Annotated in this window: 20 protein-coding genes and 1 tRNA gene; 4 read left to right on the forward strand and 17 right to left on the reverse strand. The window is 35.8% G+C overall.

Annotated features, from left to right (window positions below; all coding sequences use genetic code 11):
- Positions 1-6 precede the first annotated feature (6 nt).
- Together ACZ9HT_RS06065 and ACZ9HT_RS06070 are read right to left on the reverse strand one after the other, a co-directional pair.
- Positions 7-84 (reverse strand): potassium-transporting ATPase subunit F, encoded by a 78-nt coding sequence (locus ACZ9HT_RS06065; protein WP_126340520.1) that lies wholly within the window; start codon positions 82-84, stop codon positions 7-9.
- A 678-nt stretch (positions 85-762) separates the two neighbouring features.
- Positions 763-2,076 carry a sigma-54-dependent transcriptional regulator gene (locus tag ACZ9HT_RS06070; RefSeq protein WP_476039567.1) on the reverse strand — a complete coding sequence of 438 codons (1,314 nt, stop codon included), beginning with the start codon at positions 2,074-2,076 and terminating at the stop codon, positions 763-765.
- Positions 2,077-2,285: 209 nt separating this feature from the next.
- Here ACZ9HT_RS06070 and ACZ9HT_RS06075 point away from each other — a divergent pair, with 209 nt between their 5' ends.
- From ACZ9HT_RS06075 to ACZ9HT_RS06085, 3 genes are read left to right on the forward strand one after another with little or no spacing between them, the layout of a single operon-like run.
- Positions 2,286-3,113, forward strand: a complete 828-nt coding sequence (locus ACZ9HT_RS06075; RefSeq protein ID WP_476039568.1) for an alpha/beta hydrolase — start codon at positions 2,286-2,288, stop codon at positions 3,111-3,113.
- 33 nt (positions 3,114-3,146) lie between these two features.
- Positions 3,147-4,067, forward strand: a complete 921-nt coding sequence (locus tag ACZ9HT_RS06080) for a mechanosensitive ion channel family protein (protein WP_476039569.1) — start codon at positions 3,147-3,149, stop codon at positions 4,065-4,067.
- 4 nt (positions 4,068-4,071) lie between these two features.
- Positions 4,072-5,307, forward strand: a complete 1,236-nt coding sequence (locus ACZ9HT_RS06085) for a DUF2254 domain-containing protein (protein ID WP_476039570.1) — start codon at positions 4,072-4,074, stop codon at positions 5,305-5,307.
- Positions 5,308-5,436: 129 nt separating this feature from the next.
- Here the strand turns inward: ACZ9HT_RS06085 and ACZ9HT_RS06090 are convergent, their stop codons facing one another.
- The 5 genes from ACZ9HT_RS06090 to ACZ9HT_RS06110 are packed head-to-tail and all read right to left on the reverse strand — an operon-like array spanning position 5,437 to position 9,339.
- Positions 5,437-6,117, reverse strand: coding sequence for a type 1 glutamine amidotransferase domain-containing protein (locus ACZ9HT_RS06090; protein ID WP_476039571.1), 681 nt, complete (start codon positions 6,115-6,117; stop codon positions 5,437-5,439).
- Positions 6,118-6,149: 32 nt separating this feature from the next.
- Positions 6,150-7,310, reverse strand: a complete 1,161-nt coding sequence (locus ACZ9HT_RS06095; protein WP_476039572.1) for an iron-containing alcohol dehydrogenase — start codon at positions 7,308-7,310, stop codon at positions 6,150-6,152.
- A 17-nt stretch (positions 7,311-7,327) separates the two neighbouring features.
- Positions 7,328-8,323: an NADP-dependent oxidoreductase gene (locus tag ACZ9HT_RS06100; protein ID WP_476039573.1), complete on the reverse strand. Its 996-nt coding sequence runs from the start codon at positions 8,321-8,323 to the stop codon at positions 7,328-7,330.
- A gap of 46 nt (positions 8,324-8,369) precedes the next feature.
- Positions 8,370-8,948 (reverse strand): TetR/AcrR family transcriptional regulator, encoded by a 579-nt coding sequence (locus tag ACZ9HT_RS06105; protein WP_476039574.1) that lies wholly within the window; start codon positions 8,946-8,948, stop codon positions 8,370-8,372.
- A 1-nt stretch (position 8,949) separates the two neighbouring features.
- Positions 8,950-9,339 (reverse strand): DoxX family protein, encoded by a 390-nt coding sequence (locus ACZ9HT_RS06110; RefSeq protein WP_476039575.1) that lies wholly within the window; start codon positions 9,337-9,339, stop codon positions 8,950-8,952.
- Positions 9,340-9,538: 199 nt separating this feature from the next.
- Here ACZ9HT_RS06110 and ACZ9HT_RS06115 point away from each other — a divergent pair, with 199 nt between their 5' ends.
- Positions 9,539-11,662, forward strand: a complete 2,124-nt coding sequence (locus ACZ9HT_RS06115) for a Tex family protein (RefSeq protein ID WP_476039576.1) — start codon at positions 9,539-9,541, stop codon at positions 11,660-11,662.
- A gap of 90 nt (positions 11,663-11,752) precedes the next feature.
- On the opposite strand, the gene ACZ9HT_RS06120 is transcribed toward ACZ9HT_RS06115, so the two are convergent.
- The 10 genes from ACZ9HT_RS06120 to ACZ9HT_RS06165 form a co-directional block, all read right to left on the reverse strand.
- A complete protein-coding gene (locus ACZ9HT_RS06120) occupies positions 11,753-12,454 on the reverse strand; it encodes a glycerophosphodiester phosphodiesterase (protein WP_476039577.1) in 702 nt (233 codons plus the stop codon).
- 273 nt (positions 12,455-12,727) lie between these two features.
- Positions 12,728-13,441: a 3-ketoacyl-ACP reductase gene (locus ACZ9HT_RS06125; RefSeq protein ID WP_476039578.1), complete on the reverse strand. Its 714-nt coding sequence runs from the start codon at positions 13,439-13,441 to the stop codon at positions 12,728-12,730.
- Between the two features lie 151 nt (positions 13,442-13,592).
- Positions 13,593-14,876: an alginate export family protein gene (locus ACZ9HT_RS06130; protein WP_476039579.1), complete on the reverse strand. Its 1,284-nt coding sequence runs from the start codon at positions 14,874-14,876 to the stop codon at positions 13,593-13,595.
- A 448-nt stretch (positions 14,877-15,324) separates the two neighbouring features.
- Complete coding sequence (locus tag ACZ9HT_RS06135; RefSeq protein WP_476039580.1) at positions 15,325-16,146, reverse strand: hypothetical protein; 822 nt, start codon at positions 16,144-16,146, stop codon at positions 15,325-15,327.
- An 82-nt stretch (positions 16,147-16,228) separates the two neighbouring features.
- Positions 16,229-17,089 carry an HIT domain-containing protein gene (locus tag ACZ9HT_RS06140; RefSeq protein ID WP_476039581.1) on the reverse strand — a complete coding sequence of 287 codons (861 nt, stop codon included), beginning with the start codon at positions 17,087-17,089 and terminating at the stop codon, positions 16,229-16,231.
- Between the two features lies 1 nt (position 17,090).
- Positions 17,091-18,134 carry an HNH endonuclease domain-containing protein gene (locus ACZ9HT_RS06145; protein ID WP_476039582.1) on the reverse strand — a complete coding sequence of 348 codons (1,044 nt, stop codon included), beginning with the start codon at positions 18,132-18,134 and terminating at the stop codon, positions 17,091-17,093.
- 284 nt (positions 18,135-18,418) lie between these two features.
- Positions 18,419-18,838 carry a hypothetical protein gene (locus ACZ9HT_RS06150; protein ID WP_476039583.1) on the reverse strand — a complete coding sequence of 140 codons (420 nt, stop codon included), beginning with the start codon at positions 18,836-18,838 and terminating at the stop codon, positions 18,419-18,421.
- Positions 18,839-18,949: 111 nt separating this feature from the next.
- Complete coding sequence (locus ACZ9HT_RS06155; RefSeq protein WP_476039584.1) at positions 18,950-19,678, reverse strand: outer membrane protein assembly factor BamB family protein; 729 nt, start codon at positions 19,676-19,678, stop codon at positions 18,950-18,952.
- A gap of 164 nt (positions 19,679-19,842) precedes the next feature.
- Entirely contained in the window at positions 19,843-20,295 is a 453-nt protein-coding gene (locus ACZ9HT_RS06160; protein WP_476039585.1) for a PA2169 family four-helix-bundle protein, read from the reverse strand.
- Positions 20,296-20,564: 269 nt separating this feature from the next.
- A tRNA-Ile gene (locus tag ACZ9HT_RS06165) sits at positions 20,565-20,638 on the reverse strand.
- Positions 20,639-20,718: the final 80 nt, after the last annotated feature.

A 20,718-nucleotide genomic window follows, 5' to 3' on the forward strand; every position in this document is an offset into this window, starting at 1 on the left:
TTTAGTTTAAAATTTTTCGGGTTTGATGAGCACGTAGCAGATGTAGCCAAATGCTGCGAGTGAAAGGATGAATAAGGTCCACATAGGTTTAAATTTTGTCAAAAAAGTTAATAGATTTGGCGAGGAGGAAGAAGATTCCAATTCCGAGCGCCAGTAAAATGAGGGTCAACATTGTTATAAATATTTAAGGATTAAAGATTCTGTAAGTGATTCCGATAAAAATAATGAGACCAAAGAAAGCGGCGAGTAAATACCAGGATCTTAGTTTTCTGTAATATTTTAATCTCCAATTGATCATTGCTTTATATTTTTATATGCCAGAAGATTTACAAATGGCAGTCCGCATCTTATAAAAAGCGCTACATTGACTTACTGCAAAGGGTTTTTACTTATTTTGAAAATGTAGGAACAGCAAAAAAGCCTATCATTTTGATAGGCTTGGTTCTCAAATTGAGAAGTTATTGGTATTGAAAGAGGTTGGAAATACTACAAATATTTTACGCAAAGACGCGAAGGTTTATACTTTCACTCTGTAACACTGTGAATAATTAAGGGCGCAAAGGCGTTTCACTTAGCGAGGGCGAAAAGGTTTTAATTAATACTTTTCAGCTTTAAAAAAGGATTTGGAATATTATAAACCAATTTTGTCATGCTCAGGAAAGAAGCATCTCTTAAAATACGGGACGAGATTCTTCACTGCACTTTGTTTTGTTCAGAATGACAGCTGATAATTTCAGAAAAAAAAGTTTAATTCAGAAAAATTTATTTCATCTGATATTCCTCGAGTTTGCGGTATAAAGTGGCAATTCCGATGTCGAGAAGTCGGGCTGCTTCCGCTTTATTTCCTTTCGTATAATTCAGAACTTTTAAGATATGATCTTTTTCGACAGAAGACATTGCAAACAAATTTCCACTTTCTGAAGTGGGCAAATTTTCGGCAGAAAGTTGATTGTTTTCCATTAAAATTAAACTTCTTTCCAGCGTATTTTTTAATTCACGGATATTTCCTTTCCAGGGATTATTTTCTAATTTTTTGTAGAAATCTTCTGAAACGATTATATTTTTGAGGTTCATCTTCTTTGAAAATTGAGCGATGTAAAAATTCGTCAGTTCCCGAATATCATCTTTTCTTTCTCTTAAAGGCGGAAGGTGAATTTCAAAAACATTTAAACGAAAATAAAGATCTTCCCGAAAATTTCCAATTCGGCTTTCTTCTTTTAAATCACGGTTCGTGGCTGCAATCAAACGGAAATTTGAATTAGAAATTTTGGTATCGCCCATTTTGATGAATTCGCCGCTTTCTAAAACACGCAACATTTTTGACTGCAGTTCCAAAGGCATTTCACCGATCTCATCTAAAAACAAGGTTCCGTTCTGGGCTTCCTCAATCAAACCTTTTTTATCAGAAGCTGCGCCTGTAAAAGCGCCTTTTTTATGTCCGAACAGTTCACTTTCTAAAACATCTTTTCCAAAAGCTGAACAGTTGATCGCCATGAAATTACCTTTTTTCCGGGAACTTTCGTGATGAATCGCGTTGGCAAAAACTTCTTTTCCTGTTCCGGTTTCGCCTGTTAAAAGTACGGCAGTATCCGTATTTGAAACTTTTTCTGCAAGCATTTTCGAATAGAGAAAACTTTGAGATTTCCCGATGATATTTAAAAAATCAGTTTTGAAGTTTGCTTTTTCCTGTGAAATATTTTTGACATTATCTTTTACTTTTTCCAAAGCTTTAGCAACGAGCGGTATAATTTTTTCGTTGTCGTCGCCTTTCACAATATAATCGTAAGCGCCGTTTCGCATGGCTTGAACGCCATCCGGAATATTTCCGTACGCCGTCATTAAAATAATTTCAATGTGTGGATACTTGGTTTTAATTTCCCGAACCATATCAACGCCGAAAGCATCCGGAAGTCGAACATCACATAAAACCAAGTCGATTTGGTGAGCACTCAACATATTCATTCCGGAACGTGCGGTTGAAGCTTGAAAAACTTCGTAGCCTTCATTGGAAATGATCATTCCCAGAAGTTTCAGAAGTTTCAGTTCGTCGTCGATGATCAGAATTTTTGCGCTCAAGATGAATGTACTTTTAATGTTGGTGTAAAAGTAGGAAAAGATTTGTGACCTTATTAATAGTTCCAAATCGGAAATTCAAAACTAAAAACCTCCAATCTAAATTCAATCAAACTTTATCGTCGATCAATAGCCAGAAAAATACAAAACAAATTCGAAATTATTTCAAAAAAAATAAAAACCATATCCAACAAATTCGCGTATTTTTAAGCATGCGCAAAATCATTTATCTCAGCTTCGGCTTTTTATCTTTCATCGGTTGCCAATCCGTAAAACACAAGAATGTTGTTTATGGTCAATCTGCAGAAAAAAAAGATCTCACCCTTAATATTTTCGTTCCGAATCATTCAGAAAATAAAAAACTTCCTGTTCTTTTCTTTGTTCACGGCGGAAACTGGAATAGTGGCAGCAAAGAAACTTACGGATTTATAGGCAGAAATTTTGCAAAGAAAGACGTGGTTACGGTTATTCCCGAATATACTTTGGGTCCAAATGCGAATATTGATGAAATGACGACTGAAATTTCTAATGCTGTAAAATGGGTTCAGAAAAATATTGAAACTTACCACGGCGATGCAAGTCAGCTTTTTGTGACGGGACATTCTGCGGGCGGACAACTGGTCGCTTCTGCGATTTTAAATCCAAAATTTGGAATTGCTGAACATTCGATTTCCGGAATTATTTTAAATGATGCAGCCGGAATTGATATGAAAGATTATCTGGAAAAATATCCACCAACTGCCGAAGATGATTATTTGAAAACCTGGAGCAGTGATCCGAAAAAATGGTACGAAGCTTCGCCCATTTATTTTCTGAATAAAAATTCGCCACCTTTTCTCATTTATGTGGGAACGAAAACTTATCCTTCCATTAAAGTTGCCAATGAGCATTTTTTGAAAAAACTGAATGAGTTTCAACCCGCCGTAAAACCGATCATCATTAATAAAAGTCATATTCCGATGGTGCTGCAATATTTCTGGCCCTGGAGCGATCGTTTTACAGAAATCACTAATTTCATTCAACAAGAAAGGAAACCGTAAATTTGACTTTCATTCCAATCTAAATAACAACAAATGAAAGATACCGCCCTTAGCATTACCCAAGGTTTGCATGATTCTGTGAACCATTATTGGAACGCCTTTGTGCTGTCTTTGCCGCGCATTTTTTTGGCCATTCTTATTCTGGTTATCGCATATTTTATTGCTGCTACGATTTCGAGATTTATCAAAAGAAAATTTATTAATGCAGATCATGATCCCTTATTTGTGAATTTTCTGAGCAAAACTTCCAAGGTTGTTTTAATTATTGTCGGAATCATATTTGCGATGCAAGCTGCCGGCTTAAGTGGTATCGCACAAGGTTTACTGGCGGGTGCAGGACTTTCCGCTTTCATATTTGGATTCGCCTTTAAAGATATTGCTGAAAATTTTCTTGGAGGTTTAATTTTAGCCTTTAACAGACCTTTCAGTTTAGATGACACGATTATGATCCGGGATTTTACGGGTCATGTAAAAGCTCTAAATTTCCGCACAACTCACATTAAAACTTTTGATGAAAAAGATGTTTTCTTGCCTAATTCGATTGTGGTGAAGGAACCTGTTATCAATTTTACGCGCGACGGCAAAATTCGTCTGGATTTTATGGTCGGAATTGCTTACGAAGATGATATTACAAAGGCGATCGCCACGATTTATAAAACGATCGAACCTATTGCGACTTATCAGGAAAATATAAAACCCTTTACTGTTGTTGAAGAACTGGCGACGAGTACGGTGAATCTGCGCATTTATTTTTGGGCCGAAACCCTGGATTATAAGAAAAATGTTCTCGAAATTAAAAGTGAAATCATTACGAAAGTAAAAGAAGTTTTAATGGCTGAAGGATTCTCTCTGCCATCCGATATTCAGGAAATTAAATGGTACGATCCGAAAAAACCGTTTCCAATTGATATTTTAAACACGAAAGACGATTACCCTTTTATTCAAAAAAAATAAAAAAATGAGCTTAAACAAATGGATCCGCGTTTACTATAAGAAAATGGTCCAAAGCATTGCTTTCTATCCTGCACTTATTGCAGTGGGCTTTTTAGGATTGTCGTGGGGAATGTTGATGTTTGATTTTTCGGAGTACGGTAAGCAAATTAAATCCGGTTTGAGCTGGTTGAGTTTGAAGGATGCGAGCACGGCCCGAACCATTATTTCTACCGTCGCGGGAGCTATTATTTCGCTGACGGTTTTTAGTTTTTCTATGGTGATGATCGTACTGAATCAGGCTGCTTCCCAAATGAGCAACCGTGTGCTGAACAGTATGATCGAAAATCGATTTCAGCAGGTGATTCTGGGAATTTATATCGGAACTATTGTTTACGCCTTGTTTTTATTGAGTACGATCAGAGATATTTCCAGCGGAGTTTACGTTCCGGCATTCAGTATTTATTTGCTGATCTTATTAACGGTTATTGATATTTTTCTTTTTATTTATTTTCTGGATTATGTCACCCAAACCGTAAAATACGAAACGGTGATCGATCGCGTGCGTTTGCAAACCTTTAAAACAATGGAAGCCGATTTTAAAGAAGTTCAGGATCATGAACCCGATTGGTTCGGTTTGCCTTTTACCACAATCTATGCGCAGAAATCTGACTATTTTCAAGGGTTCAACCACAAAAGACTGTTGAGGCTTACGGAAGAAAATCAGGTTCGAATCCGTTTTATTTATGCTCCAAGTCAGTTTATTTTAAAAGGAATGCCCTGTATAACTATATATTCAGAAGGAAAAATTGACGAAGATCTACTGAAACAGATCTCAGACTGTGCAGACTTTTATACCGGTCAACCGATTGATTTAAATGCGGATTATGGTTTCCGACAATTATCGGAAGTGGCAATTAAAGCCTTAAGTCCCGGTATTAATGATCCTGGTACGGCCGTTTTAGCTTTGCACGCGCTGGCTGCTCTTTTTTGCCATCGATTATATCTGCATTTACCTCAGCTGATCAGTAATTCTGAAGAGCGGGAAACAATTTATCTGCCTTCCTCTGATTTTCGGGAATTGTTTGAACGTTGCTTCAATCCTATCTGGAATTATGGAAAAGACGATGAGGCGATCCAGCAAAACTTTTTGGATATTTTGAATCAACTTAAAATTCAGGATGACCGAAAACAGTTTATCAGTTTGTTTGAGGAGTGGATCTTAAAAATAAACAGACATCAAACTTTCTTAAAAGTAAATTAAAGCATTACCCTCTTAGATTTTGAAAGTTTAGTTTACCGAATTTACATCATCAACAGTATCAAAAAAAATGTTCCAAAGCGAAAACTCACTTTGGAACATTTTAATTAATGAATAGAACCGAAGTCTATTTTATTTTTGAAGTTTAGCCAATAACATTTCAGCTACTTTTTCGGAGGAAGCTGGGTTTTGACCTGTGATCAAAAAACCATCTTCGATCGCGTATTCTTCGAAATCTCCTTTTTTGCTGTAGATTCCGCCATTTTCTTTCAACATATCTTCAACTAGGAAAGGAACTACATCTGTTAATTTTACCAATTCTTCTTCGGTATTAGTGAATCCGGTTACTTTTTTACCTTTCACTAATGGTTCGCCATCGGTGTTTTTCACATGTTTCAAAGCAGCAGGAGCATGACAAACGAAAGAAACAGGTTTGTTGGAATTGTAGAAACTTTCGATCAATTTTGCGGAAGTTTCGCTTTCTGCTAAATCCCATAACGGTCCGTGACCGCCTGGATAAAAGACCGCGTCGTAATCCTCAGATGAAACTTCAGAAAGTTGGTGCGTTTTGCTTAATTTTTCCTGTAAAACTGCATCAGCTTTGAATCTTTTCGTTGATTCCGTTTGATTTTCAGGCTTGTCACTTGTAGGATCAACCGGTGGTTGTCCGCCTTTAGGAGAAGCCAAAGTTACTTCAACTCCTTTATCAACTAAGTAGTAATAAGGACTTGCAAATTCTTCGATCCAGAATCCGGTTTTTTCGCCGGTATTCCCTAATTGATCGTGTGATGTTAAGACAAATAATATTTTCATAATATATTTTTTTAAATGTTTGATTTTAATTTTTAATAACTCATTTCGATGATTTTCTGAGCGTCAGAAGGTTTTAGAGATTTATGTTCTCCCAATCCTTCCCAACCTCTCTCGGTGAAACGTTTTGCAACGGTACTTCCGGTTTCTGAATAGTCTTTGGTGTAGTCGGATAATTTAATATCAATTTTTAAAGATTTGAAAAACTCATCGGTTTTGTCAATTCCAGCGTGCGCTTTTTCTTCTAAAGTTCCTTCTGTAATGTTCCAAACTCTCTCAGCATATTGCGCTAATTTTTCTTTCTTCGTTTCGAAATTATATCGGTAATGATTTCCGGCTAAAATGGCCAAAGTTCTCGCGTGATCAATTCCATAAAGTGCGGTCAATTCGTGTCCCATGGAGTGAACTGCCCAATCGCCGGGAACTCCTTGCTGGATTAATCCGTTCAAAGCCATGGTACAACTCCACATAAAATTGGAGGCTGCTTCATAATCTGTCGGATCTTTCATAATTGCTGGAGCCGTTTCCACCAAAGTCTGCATAATACTTTCTGCGAAACGATCCTGTAATTTAGCACCGACTGGATACGTCATATATTGTTCCATCACGTGGGTGAAAGCATCTGCAATTCCGTTTGCCAATTGACGTTGTGGAATCGATTTGATCACTTCCGGATCAAGGACAGAAAATTGTGGGAACATTCCCGGTCCACCAAAAGCTAGTTTTTCTTTCGTTTCTGCTCTTGTAATCACCGAACCAGAATTCATTTCTGAACCTGTTGCAGGAAGCGTTAGAACTGTTGCGAAAGGCATTGCTTCTGTCACGGGTTTTTTGTTCGTCAATAAATCCCACGGAGTTTCCCCTTCGTAAAAAGCTGCGGCGGATAAAAACTTCGTTCCATCAATTACAGAACCGCCACCAACTGCTAAAAGATAAGTGATGTTTTCATCTTTAATAACTTTCAATGCTTCCAATAAAACGCTGTATTCCGGGTTTGCAGGAATTCCACCGAATTCTACAACTTCATAACCTGAAAGTGCTTTTTTTACCTGATCATAAACTCCATTTTTCATAATACTTCCGCCACCGTAAAGCATGAGTATTTTTGAATTTGCCGGAATTTCTGTTGAAAGATTTTCGATCTGACCTTTACCAAACAAGATTTTTGTTGGATTTCTGTATTTAAAATTGTTCATATTATTTATTTTATTGTTTATATTTTTACGATCATTTTCCCTTTATTTTTGCCTTCAAAAAGGTCGATAAAAGCTTGTGGAATATTTTCAAAACCTTCCACGATGGTTTCGGAATAAGTCAGTTTTCCTTCGGATAACCATTGCGATAAATATTTCATTCCTTCCGGAAACTTCTCTGCATAATTTCCTACGATGAAACCTTGCATTAAGGCACTTTTACGAATTAAAAAATGTTCAACTCTTGGACCTTGCGGAACAGAAGTATCGTTGTAGGCGGAAATGGCGCCACAAACAATAATTCGTCCCAGTCTGTTAATATTCGCATGAACACCATCGGAAATTTCTCCACCAACATTGTCATAATAGACGTCGACACCATTCGGACAAACTTCTGCAATCGCCTTGGTCATTTCTTCGGTCGTGTTATAATTGATGCCTTCATCGAAACCAAATTTTGATTTCAGCATTTCTACTTTTTCATCCGTTCCGGCGATTCCGATAACGCGACATCCTAATATTTTTCCGATCTGACCAACGATACTTCCGACTGCTCCGGCTGCTCCGGAAACAACAAGAGTTTCTCCTTTTTGCGGTTTTCCAATTTCTGTCAGACCGAAATAAGCAGTTAATCCGGTCATTCCCAAAACGCCTAAATAATTTGAAAGTGGCGCAATTTTATCATCTATTTTTAAAAGATTTTCTCCTTTTGAAGTTTGAAATTCCTTCCAAGCCAACATTCCAGAAATAAAATAACCTTTTTTGAATTTTTCATTTTGCGATTCTGTCACTTCTGCTACAACGCCGGAACTCATTACTTTTTGAAGTTCAAAAGGCGGAACGTAAGATTTTGCGTCACTCATTCTTCCTCTTAAATAAGGATCTACAGAAACGAATTTTGTTTTTAAAAGAACTTCACCTTCTTTCACGACAGGCATTTCTTCCTCCACTAATTTAAAATCTGACAATTGAGGTTTCCCAACTGGACGACTGTTTAATATGATTGTTTTATTCATTGTGTTGAATTTTTTAATTTGAAAAGAATTGATATTTGAAAAAAAATTACATTTTAATCGCATCCCAAGATGCTTTAAAAGTCTCCGCTTTTGACTCTTCACTTAAAGTATAAATTTCCCTTTCCTGCATTCCCAATAAAAAAGAAAACGGATAAACGGTAAAAGCGTATAAAATATAATCGGAAAGTGGTTTTATAATTCCTTCTTCTTTTCCTCGTTCCCAAAGATTTAATAAAGGCTGTAAATTTTTTAAACCTTCTATCCGAATCTCTTCCTCAATCATTGGACTGTTGTCACACTGCGATAAAAAGTTGGCTTCTTTGATTTGATTCAATTTATAATTCGCGATATTAAACCAGATGAGTTCGAACCCTTTTTTCACCGATAAATCCTCAGTGTAACCTTGGAAAGCGCAATTACTAAAATCACCTTTCACTTCCAGATATAGTTTGTTAACGAGATCCTGTTTATTTTCAAAATAGAGATAGATTGTAGCTGGAGCAACACCTGCGAGTTGCGCAATTTTCGACATCGGTGCATTATGAAAACCGTGATTATTCACCAAAGTCAAGGTAGCGTTCAAAAGTGCACTTCTTTTGTCTGTTATTTTTTCTTTCTTCATCATATTAAATTCTTGCAAGCGAAGTAAATTTGTAGGATTTCCAGGAGAGCCAGATCAAGATGAATTGAAAGACCAGTCTAATATAAGCAACAGTATGACTTCCAATAACGGGCTGATCTTTTAAAGCGTCAGAAATATGAAGGGGCAGAAAAATCACCATCAGAACGAAAATTCCGAACAAGCCGTACTTCGTATATTTTTGATTTAAGAATAAAGTAACGATACCTAAAAGCAACTCCACGATTCCAGACACATAAACGATTGCAAGGGGAAATGTTAAGCTGGAAGGAACGATTGGAAGATAAAATTCAGGATTCCAAAAATGAAAAAAGCCTGAAACCATCATTAAAACTGCCAAAAGGATACTTACGATCACCCAAAATATTACTCTCATCTTATTTACTTCTTTTGATGGTACAAAGATACTACAAAAAAAGAATGAACGTTCATTTGTTTTGTCTATCGAGGTATTTTGAAATCTTTTTGTTGAGAAATTCATGTTAGTGAAATTTAAATTAAAGACTTTTAATTTTTTGAAACAATCCTTTCAATTCCTCTTAAACTTCTTATTTTAGCGCATCTAAAAATGCCGTATGAATTCCATTGATTATATTAAAAAATCCCTTCAATTATATGACAACAGTATCAAATCGACGCTGAAATTATTGTCTGAAGATTGCACCATTCCCTTTATTTCACGGTATCGAAAAGATATGACGGGAAATCTGGATGAAGTTCAAATTGAAGGAATTTTCAAACTCAACAAACAGTTCGAGGAGATCATCAAACGGAAAGAAAGCATTTTAAAATCCATTGAAGAACAGAATTCTTTGAGTTCAGATTTGAAGCAGAGAATTGACGAAAGTTTTGATCTTCAGGAATTGGAAGATCTGTATTTGCCTTTCAAGAAAAAGCGAAAAACAAAAGCCGACGCGGCAAAAGAAAAAGGGTTAGAACCTTTTGCAAGAATGATTATGAGCCAGAACGCCAATAATCTTGATTCATTAACTTCTAAATATTTGAATGACCAAGTTTCCACAGAAGAGGAAGCGTTGCAAGGTGCGAGAGATATTATGGCGGAATGGATCAATGAAAATATGTACGTTCGGAAAAATCTGCGTCGCTTGTTTCAGCGAAAAGCCATTATCACTTCTAAAGTTGTAAAAGCTAAAAAAGAGGAAGAAGCTGCCCAGAAATTTTCGCAATATTTTGAGTGGGAAGAAAGTTTGAACAGAATTCCCTCGCACCGACTATTGGCGATGTTGCGCGCAGAAACGGAAGGATTTGTAAAAACCAATATTGGAATTGACAAAGAAGAAGCGCTGGAATTTATAGAAAATGCCATTATAAAATCGAATAATGAATGTGCAGATCAGATTGCTTTGGCCATCAAAGATTCTTACAAAAGATTGTTGGAACCAGCAATTTCCAATGAAGCTTTGCAGGAAGCGAAAGAAAAAGCCGACCAAAAAGCCATCGAAATATTTTCTGATAATTTGCGCCAACTTCTGCTCGATTCGCCTTTGGGAGAAAAACGGATTCTGGCCATCGATCCCGGATTTAAAAGCGGTTGTAAGGTCGTTTGTCTGGATGAAAAAGGAGATTTATTGCACAACGAAACGATTTATCCACATGCGCCGCAAAATGAAACGGGAATGGCGATGAAGAAAATTAGGTCGCTTGTAAATTCCTTTAATATTGAAGCGATATCAATTGGGAACGGAACGGCGAGTCGGGAAACTGAATTCTTTATTAAGAAAATTGCGTTTGACAAGCCGCCACAAGTTTTTGTGGTTTCAGAAGCTGGAGCTTCTGTTTATTCCGCAAGTAAAATTGCAAGAGATGAATTCCCAAATTATGATGTGACGGTTCGTGGCGCGATTTCCATTGGTAGAAGACTTTCTGATCCGTTGGCTGAACTCGTAAAAATTGATGCAAAATCAATCGGTGTCGGACAATATCAACACGATGTAGATCAAACCCAATTGAAAAATGAACTCGATTCTACGGTGATGAAATGTGTAAATTCGGTCGGAATTAATTTGAATACTGCGAGTAAATCTTTGTTAAGTTATGTTTCCGGAATTGGAGAAAAGATGGCAGAAAACATTGTGAATTATCGTGCAGAAAATGGCGCTTTCGAAGACCGGAAACAATTAAAGAAGGTTCCAAGATTAGGCGAAAAAGCTTATCAACAAGCCGCAGCTTTTATAAGAATTACGAATGGTAAAAACCCTTTGGATAATTCTGCCGTTCATCCGGAAGCGTATTCGATAGTAGAGAAAATGGCGAAAGATTTAGGAATTAAAACGAACGACCTCATCGCGAATAAAGAGCAGATTAAATTGATCGATTCTGAAAAATACATTACAGAAACTATTGGTATTTTAGGAATTAAAGATATTCTGAAAGAACTGGAAAAACCTGGTTTAGATCCAAGAAAAGCAGCGAAAGTTTTTGAATTTGATCCGACTGTAAAATCCATTAAAAATTTAAGAACAGGAATGATTCTTCCCGGAATTGTAAATAACATTACGGCTTTCGGCTGTTTCGTAGATGTGGGAATTAAAGAAAGCGGATTGGTTCATATTTCACAATTGAAGGAAGGTTTTGTATCGGATGTGAATGAAGTGGTGAAGCTGCATCAACATGTTCAGGTGAGAGTGGTGGAGATTGATGAAGAGCGGAAAAGAGTGCAGTTGAGTATGATTTTGTGATTTTTTTTCATCTCGTCAAAGGACGAGACAAAGGTTGCACGCAAAGAATCAATGAAATTTAGAATTGGCTAAAAGTTGAGCTAACATTTTTTACAGATTCATTAATCTATCCGGAATATCGGTGGTGATAAAATCGATGCCTTGTTTTTGTAATTGTTTAAGTATTTCAAGGTCATTTACCGTCCAGGAATTGGTGATTAATCCGAGAGTTTTTGCCTCTGAAATCCAAGTGCGATTTTTTAAGAAAACCGAGTAATGATAATCGATTCCATCAAAGCCTTTTTCTTTTATTTCAGAAGGCGAAAGATCTCCATTCAAGTATTGAACCTTGAAATTAGCGTCTACTTTTTTAATATGTGCGCAAATATTCAAACTGAAAGAAATAAATTCGCATTGTGATTCTAGCTGAAGCTCTTTAACCATTTGAATTACTTTTTGAACCAATTCATTTTCCTTGATTTCCGACTTGATTGGTTTCAGTTCGATCATTAATTTTAAGGACGGATGATCTTTTCCTTTTTCTAAATATTCCTTTAAAGTTGGAAAATTCTCGTCGTTCTTCAATTTCAGTTTTTCTAAATCTTCAAATTTGGTTTCCGAAATTACCATCGTGCCATAATGTTCATCGTGATAGATTAGTAGCACGCCGTCTTTTGACATTCGAACATCAAACTCTGTCCCGTAAATATTTAATTTCTGAGCATTTTCTAAGGCTTGAAGGGAATTTTCGATGGTTGGAAGATTTGTCTGCCAATAACCACGGTGAGCGATAATTTGAGTTTTTGTATGCATGATGAAAAATTCAGAATCTGTTATTTTTTTAAACCGCAAAAGAGACAAAAGATAATTACCAAAATAAAGATATTCAAAAGAATGCAAAATTTAAAACCGTTATTTCATGCCGCTTTTGCAGACTTTTAATTCGCCAGTACTATAATAAGCTTTTGCAACTTTTGTGGTTAAATAAGGAGAATTTACATTTATTAAAACAAGCCATACTAAACAGCAAAAGCAGGTTAAACCTACTTTTGATATTTTATATCGATACTTTGCTGAAGAATAAATTTATGGATTGGTTGAAAAGATAGAAGCATTTGCAATTAAAGCTCTTCTGTTCATTTTCAAAATATCTCTCACCCATTCTGCGAAATCTTCAGGTTGCAAAACGGTGTCTGGATTTCCGTCTGTTAAACCTCCTTGAATTGACAAATCTGAAGCGATGGTACTTGGCGTTAAAGTGATGACGCGGATATTTTGTTTTCTCCATTCTGCCATCATCGATTGTGATAAGGAAACTACCGCTGCTTTCGAAGCTGCGTAAGCAGACATATTTGGTCCACCTTTTAAACCTGCAGTTGAAGCAACATTCACAATATCTCCGGCTCCTTTTTCTATCAGGAATGGATAAACTGCCTTTGCTGCATAATAAACGCCAAACAAATTCGTCTTGATGACTTGTTCCCAAGTTTCAGACGGCATTTCTTCGATGCTCCCAAAGTCACCGATTCCAGCGTTGTTGATGAGGATATCTACTCCACCTAAATCTTTTGCTAAATCTGAAATCCCTTTTTGTACTGCAGTTTCTTCATCCATACTGAAAATGGAATACGAAGCATTAACGCCTAAACCTTTCAATGCTTCAATTGTCGCTTTTAGATTTTCTTCGTTTCGTCCCGTGATTCCAATATTAACTCCTTCTTTCGCCAAAATTAAAGCCACGGCTTTTCCAAGACCTCTTCCACCACCTGTAACGATGGCATTTTTTCCCTTTAGATTCATTTTAATTATTTTTAAAGAACAAATTTAGGCAATACAAAAATGATTATTGTGGGTGATGTTCAAATTAAAGCGTTTGATAATTTCTATATCGAAAACGAATTATATGAAGATTTCGAAAACGTTATTTAAAGCTTTCTGCTTCATAGAAAAACTATTTGATCTTAAACTGCGATTTGAAATTCAGCCCGATCCACGTCCAGCTTTGCATTGAAGCAGGATCTGCGACATTTTTAAGATGTTTCATTCCGTCAGCAGCGAACATTTGGGAATGTCCGATCTGCATTGTAAAAATTGGGGCGATCTTGTAAGTGAAGACCAGATCTGCTTCTGTGCCTAAATAGTTTGAATATTCTTTATTATTAACGACATCAAATCCCAGTTTCGCATTGCTAGAAAACGAATGAAGATTTAGAGCCAAAGCAGCTTTTGGATTAAACTTGAAATTGGATTTCAGGTAGAAATCTTTCAATCCAACACTGTTGAAATGATTCCCGACAAAAAAGTAATCCATAAAACCATTGAATTTATGGTTCGTGCCATAAAACGGACTGAAAGAATTGTTTTCTGTAAGATCTGCGTTATAATCGGTACCGGAAAGCCATTCTGTTCCCAAAATTAAATTGATATTTTTGGTAGGAACAAAATCAACATTGGCGGAAAATTGATAAGCACTTTTACTTTGTCCTAAAGTATTCTTCCCTGTTTGCCAGTAGGCGGAACCAAAAAAACCAAAGTTTTCAATATATTTTTTCCCATTCACACCAAGCGTCAAAAGGTCAAAGTGAGTGCCTGACAAATTTTGCACGACATTATTCACGCCAATAAAAGAAAGGCTGGCTTTTGGAAATAGATATTCATAGTGAAGGATCTGCAGCGATTTCGTTCTTTCCCCACCATCTAAAATACTGTAAAACTCCCTATCTGCTAAATCATTAGCGTCGTAATTATCATTATTGTAAGTAACTGTCGCTTCCAGTTTAGACTGGCAATTTAAGCGGAAAATTCCTTTCGCCGCGTCAAAACTGCGTCCCTGCATTTGCCAGTCGAGCGCACCGATCAATCGCTCATCATCGTAGGAGAGGATCTGTCGCCCAACTTTCAGCTCTGCATTTTTTGTGAAATTATATTTTCCCCAGGCTTCATTTACGTTGAGACTTCCGCTGCGCTGCTTGGTAGAAGAAACTTCGCCCCAAACTCGTGCGTCCTGCAGCGACAGAAATAATTCTATATTCTGCCAGTAGTAATCGACGCCCAGTTGCGCTCTGGAATAAACCGTTGTTTCCGGTTTCTGATGGTTCGGAATTAAAGTTTTTTGACCGTTATCGAGTTCGGCACGCGTGCGGAAATCGAGGTTAATTTTCAGGCTGTCAACCTGAGCTTTCAAAGAAAATGTAAAAAGCATAACCGCACAGAGTGTCAATAAATATTTTTTCATAAAAAAGACTTTAAATATTCGATAATCTAAATAGGACTAATTTGTCTTATTTGATTCAGCGAAGGTATTTATAAAGCTTTAAAATATTTTTATGTTATGAAAGAAAGATTGAATTCCTGAATAAAATCATCTGCAGCGAACTTTAGTTGATGATAATCATTCGAAAGAAGCCGGAATCGCGGAGAAAAGGAACAGCATTTATTGACGGAAGATTTTTTAGAATATTTGTAAAAAAACATTTAACGAGATTTCTATTTTTTGGAATTTCTGAAAAGCGGAAAATTATTGCCATTAAAAATTTTGAAGGTTGACACTGATAACATTCTGGTTCGAAGACATCAAAAAAGGTCAGTAATTTTTACCAAGCTTTTTTTATCAGTCTTAATTCTATAAACTTTGCTTTGAACGTATGTTATTGAATTGATAAATTGTCTTTTTAATTGAGAAATTAAGCTTTTAATAACTGTGTGATTTGCTGCAAAACCTCGCTTGGATTTGCGCCTTGTTGTAAAGAATCAGCGGCAATACCAAAGGCAAAAATTTCCAGGCCAAGTTCTATTCCTTTCTTTGCAATCACTTTTTGAAGTTCTTTGCTTTCTACTTGGAAACCAGAACTCATAAAAGCGGAATGCATTTTCTCTGCGATCTCACTATCTGTTTCTTCATGGGATTTCCCGGCAATGATTGGAAAAAGGATCTGTTCCTCCACAAAAATTTCATCAGCTTGCGGAAAGGAATTTAAAAATGCGGGGTAATCGAAACGGGTTTTGGCGCTTTCTAAAATATAATCGGTGATCTGATCCAGTTCTTCATCTGAAATATGACTCAAGGCATCGACCTCATCATCGTCGTAAAAATCGTCTTCATCTTCATCTTCATCTTCATCTAAATAATCTTCGTCCTCCAGATCAAGATCCTCGTCGTCATCCTCAAAGTCTTCTTCCTCATTAAACTCCTGCTCTACTTCAAAATTCATCTCCGAAGTAGATTGTATTTTCTTCATTTCCTGCTGAACCAACTTATAAAAATCATCGAAACGGAAATCATATTTTTCATCGAGTTCTTTCAACTCTTCCTCAACCTCTTCCAAAAGATCAGCATCTTCTTCAAAGATCTCCTCTTCCGTCGCAACCTCACGAAGCCAGATTTTGTCGCGCTGCAAAATACTGTATACGCGAAAAATAACTTCCTTCGCCTGTTTATGGTCATCATCCTGAATGAGAATATCAAAAGCGGAAAGGTTTTCGAGATAGAAGTTTTTGTCGATCATTGGGGATGTTGTTTAAATTGAAGGGGCAAATTTAGAAAAAGGAGTTGGGAAAAGCTTAAATAGAAAGTCTTTTAGTACAATTTTAATATTCTTTTCTATTTGGAATCACTCCTCTAATTCCGCCTCTCGGATTTTCAACATCTCCACCGTATCTGGGAATGATGTGAATGTGCGAATGCCAAATTGTTTGTCCAGCTTCTGTATTTATGTTAATCCCGATATTGAAACCATCTGGATTATATTTTTCCTGAAGTATTTTTTGAACCTTATTCACAACAATCCAACAAGCTGTTTGTTCCTTAAGCGTTAAATCGAAATAATTTGAAACTAATCTTTTAGGAACAATCAAAGAGTGTCCTGCTGAAACTGGAAATTTATCGTAGAAGGAAAAAACGGTCGCTGTTTCCACTATTAATTCTCTGGTTTCGTGTCCTATCAAAAATGGACTTAATATTTTATTTCCTCTATTTAAAGTTGTGTAATGTAGATACTCATAGATTTCACAATTTTCATTTTTAAAAATTGATAGATATGGAAGTTTGATCATACATTGATAGGTTTCTTTTTTATGAACTTTATGAATTCGAAAACCTTCATAATGAATATCTCTTCTTACAGCAAAGTAAGCTTTCCCATTTGGTTTTAAAAGATTTGAAACATCCATCAAAACTTCGGCTTGTTCTTCCGGAAGCAAAACATTCAGAACATAGAAACATAAAATAGTATCAAATTTTTCGGTCGGGAAATTTGGAAAATAAAACTTATCATAACCAACAATGTCAAAACCTTTTTCTTTTAAAAGTTCTACATCTTTTCCAATACCACACCCAAAATCAAGAATCTTTCCAACTAATTTGTTTTGATTTTGGATAATTCGCGCTGGATAAGAAAGTGATGTTCTTTCAATTGCGGTTAGGTGACTGTTTGGATTTGAATTATTCATTTTACATCAATAAAAAACCATTATTACTTGCAATGGTCATCAGTGGTTGAACACTTTCTTTATATCGTAAATAATTAAAATCATCTACACTTTCTAATATTGGGAATATAGTTAGATAATCTTCAATATATTTATTCTTTGGGTTTTTACCGTTTACTATTTCGTACGCCATTTTCTGAAGATTAAAAAATTTGTCAAAGTACAATTCAATGGAAGGAAGTTTATCACTTTTCGAAGAATTAAAATTTTTGTCTATCGGAAGTAGATTCCAGATTAAATCATGTGAAACAAAAGCATGAGGAATAAAATGATCTAATGCGAAATTTTTATCTTTCAAGGTTAATTTTTTACCAGTAAAAATACATTCAATAAATCCTTTATCCTCAAATACTAACTTCCAGTATTGATTAGTTTGTTTAGTTAAACCGTTTCTAACTGGAGGCTTGATCAATTTATTAGGAATATCAGGAACATTGGGATTTCTAGTTTGTAAAAACAATGCTAAATTCCAGTAGCAGAAATCTTTTATAATTTTTGAATTTAATTGTAAGTATTCAATCCATTCTGGATTAATTACAATCTTATCCGAATAAAGTGCATATAAACATTCGTTTTCGAAAGATTGTGAAGCTGTGTAAATCTCCTTCTTATCCTTGCTTGAAAACCAAGGAGAAAGAAACCAATGTGGAACATTTTTATCAAAGTGAAATAAATTTTTTCTTGTCGACTTATTGGAAGAATTTTCCAAGATGGAATTTATATTATCTTTTTTCGCATCAATGGTCAGATTTTCAGAAATTAATATTTCTTCAACTGCTATCTGAAATTTATCCTGCTTTCCAAAAGACAAATGAAAATAATTGATGGTGTACCACGAATTACTAATCATTCTTGCGAAAATTTTCTCCTTGGGAATTTCTGTAATTCCATTTTCGACCAGTTCTACAATACTTAATAACCAATAAAATTTATAGGTTGCGGAAGTATTGTTGAAAACAGAAGCTAAATTGGAAGTTGGTAAATTTTTTGCAAAGGGGAGATTCATATTATAATTAGTGTACAGGTAAAAATACGTAAAATATTTACATGTTAATTTCACTAAAATGACGTTTTAAAATCGAGGTATAAAAAATAAATCTTTACAAACAACAAATAAAGAAAGCAACTACATTTCTGCAAATGTTTTAATTCCGACAATGTGGGCCAGCTTGGGCTCGAAATAAGAACTTTCTAATTATAACAGCTAGTCTAAACAGCAGAGCTATTGATCCAAAATTTCAACCAGAAAAAATAAATAATTCAAACCTTAAATCTGCATCCAGAAATCCGCTACTTCTCTCCCTTCACCACCTCAAAATACAAAGGAAACGCATCATTTAGTTCGAAATCAAGTTTGAGATCGCGGTAGTCGAAGGTTTTTGTTTTTACATTGAAGGTGACCAAATGATTTTTGGTGAGAAAAAGAAGATTATCGGTGAAGACGAACAAGTTGGATATCGCAGTTTCTTTCGGTTGCGGCACCTCGATTTGCTTTCCTTTCAAAGCATCTACGAAGAAAAAACTATTTTGTGGAGCGTTCGTAAATCCTACGATATGATCTTTATACTTTTCGAACATTCTTATTTCATCACCATCATTTTTTAGATCTAAAGTCCAGAGCTGCTTTCCATTTTTGGTGTCCAAAGCCACGACAACGGGCGGTTTGTTGCTTTCATTTTCTGCACCATAATAATAAATTCCTTTGTCCATTAAAGTATTTTCACCAATATCCGGCGATTTCTGAGTGGTTTCTATTTCCCACTTTATCGCTGCATTATCAACCAGATCTAAGGCATAAATTTTATTTCGTTCACTGGCAACTTATACTTTTTCGCTGTCGATCTGTAAATGCGAATACATGGGTACATCTTTGAATCCACGCTGCCAAATAGCTCTTCCCGTTTCAGCATCAAAACAATAAACCCAGGGTGCATTGGAAATTACAAGGTATTTGTCATTCAAAACTGGCGTGTAATTATTGAAAGGAAACTGCAGCTGATAATTCCAGACAAAATTCCCGTCTCTTTTATCGAAGGCGTAAATATGTTTATTATTGGAAGCGAGAAAAATTAAATTGTCTTTGATCGGCAAATGCTGGCCGTTAATTTCGTATCGCTTCTTAACATCTTTGTGAATCCCGAGCTGAACTTTCCAGTAGAGACTGCCGTCGTTTATATTCACCGCCAGCAATTCTTTCTGCGTACTTGCTGTGTATAAAATAGAATTCTCGATATTGAAATGGTTTCTCATTTTATTTTTGGAACTATCTGTGAATTTTAGGTTCCACTGATTCTTAAGCGTTTTTAAATCGTAAGCAGAAATTTCTCCGTCACTTTTCAGGGCGATGAGCATATCTTTTTCTGTTTTTTCATTTCCGGTAATCTTTTTGAAAACTTCGGTATCAATGAGTTCTTCGGGAGAAGTTGCAATTTTGTTGTTGCTGTATTGATTGGTTTTGGTTTCTTTCGCCGCCTGAACCATTATCTGGCTCTTAAAATTTGTGAAAAAGAAGACCATCAGAAAGATCGCGAGAGTAGATTTACTTTTCATAGTTTTAGGGATATCAATTTTATAGAGAAATATTAAAAGGAATTTCTAAGATAAGAAATAAAGTTGAAGTGAGTACTGATGCGGTGCGAATGGTTCATCATCGAAAAAAAGACACAAAAAAAGCTGCACCTTTCGGGCAACCTTTGATTTAATTATTTAATCGTTTAGTCTTTATTTTCCTCCAAACTTTCGAATTTTCTGTAAGAGTCCTTCAGTTCATTAAGCTGATCCTGAACTACTCTACTACTTTCCGTACAAAGATCGCCACTCTCGAGCGCATTTTCGAAAGCTTTGATGGCGGCACTTTCGCCGAAAAGAACATTCTCCAAAGTTGCTTCGCCTTTATTAAAAGAGAGTGAATTTTTTACATCGATCCAGGTTCGATGCAATCCTCCGGCAACTGTTGCGGTATCATTTGGATCTCCGCCTTTTTCCTGAATAAGCGACGAAAGTTCTGTCCGCATTCGGTTGGATTGAATGACTCCATGATCATATTCATCCCGAAGTTTAGGATAAGACGAAATCATTTTGGTATCCACATTCTTAAATCCTTCTAATCTGTCGTTGGTGATTTGTAGTAAATTATTCAATACTTCTACTGTTTTGTTATTTTCCATGTCAAAAAATTTTGGGGTTTAATGTCTTTCCGAAGTACAATTTAAAGACCATTTCAAGTATGTTTAAAGTTTATAATATTGAAAGAAGTAATTCTTAAACTACAGAAATCGAAAAATTTAAAGAGTTTGGAAATCTAAAATGAATGCAACGTGGTGCTTATAAAGAAGGTCATTTTGAAATCTTTGATGGAATGATTTATTATTTCGTAGAGAATTTGAATCTACAAAAAAGCACCTACATTGCTGTAAGTGCTTGATTTCCAATATTGTGGCCCCACCTGGGCTCGAACCAGGGACTTGCTGATTATGAGTCAGCTACTCTAACCAGCTGAGTTATAGGGCCTAACTTTATTTCCGAGGAAATTGAAGTCTCAATTGGGTTTGCAAAAATAAGGTTTTTTTGAAATAATCAAAATTTAAATT

The organism is Chryseobacterium sp. UYP7, assembly GCF_056279225.1.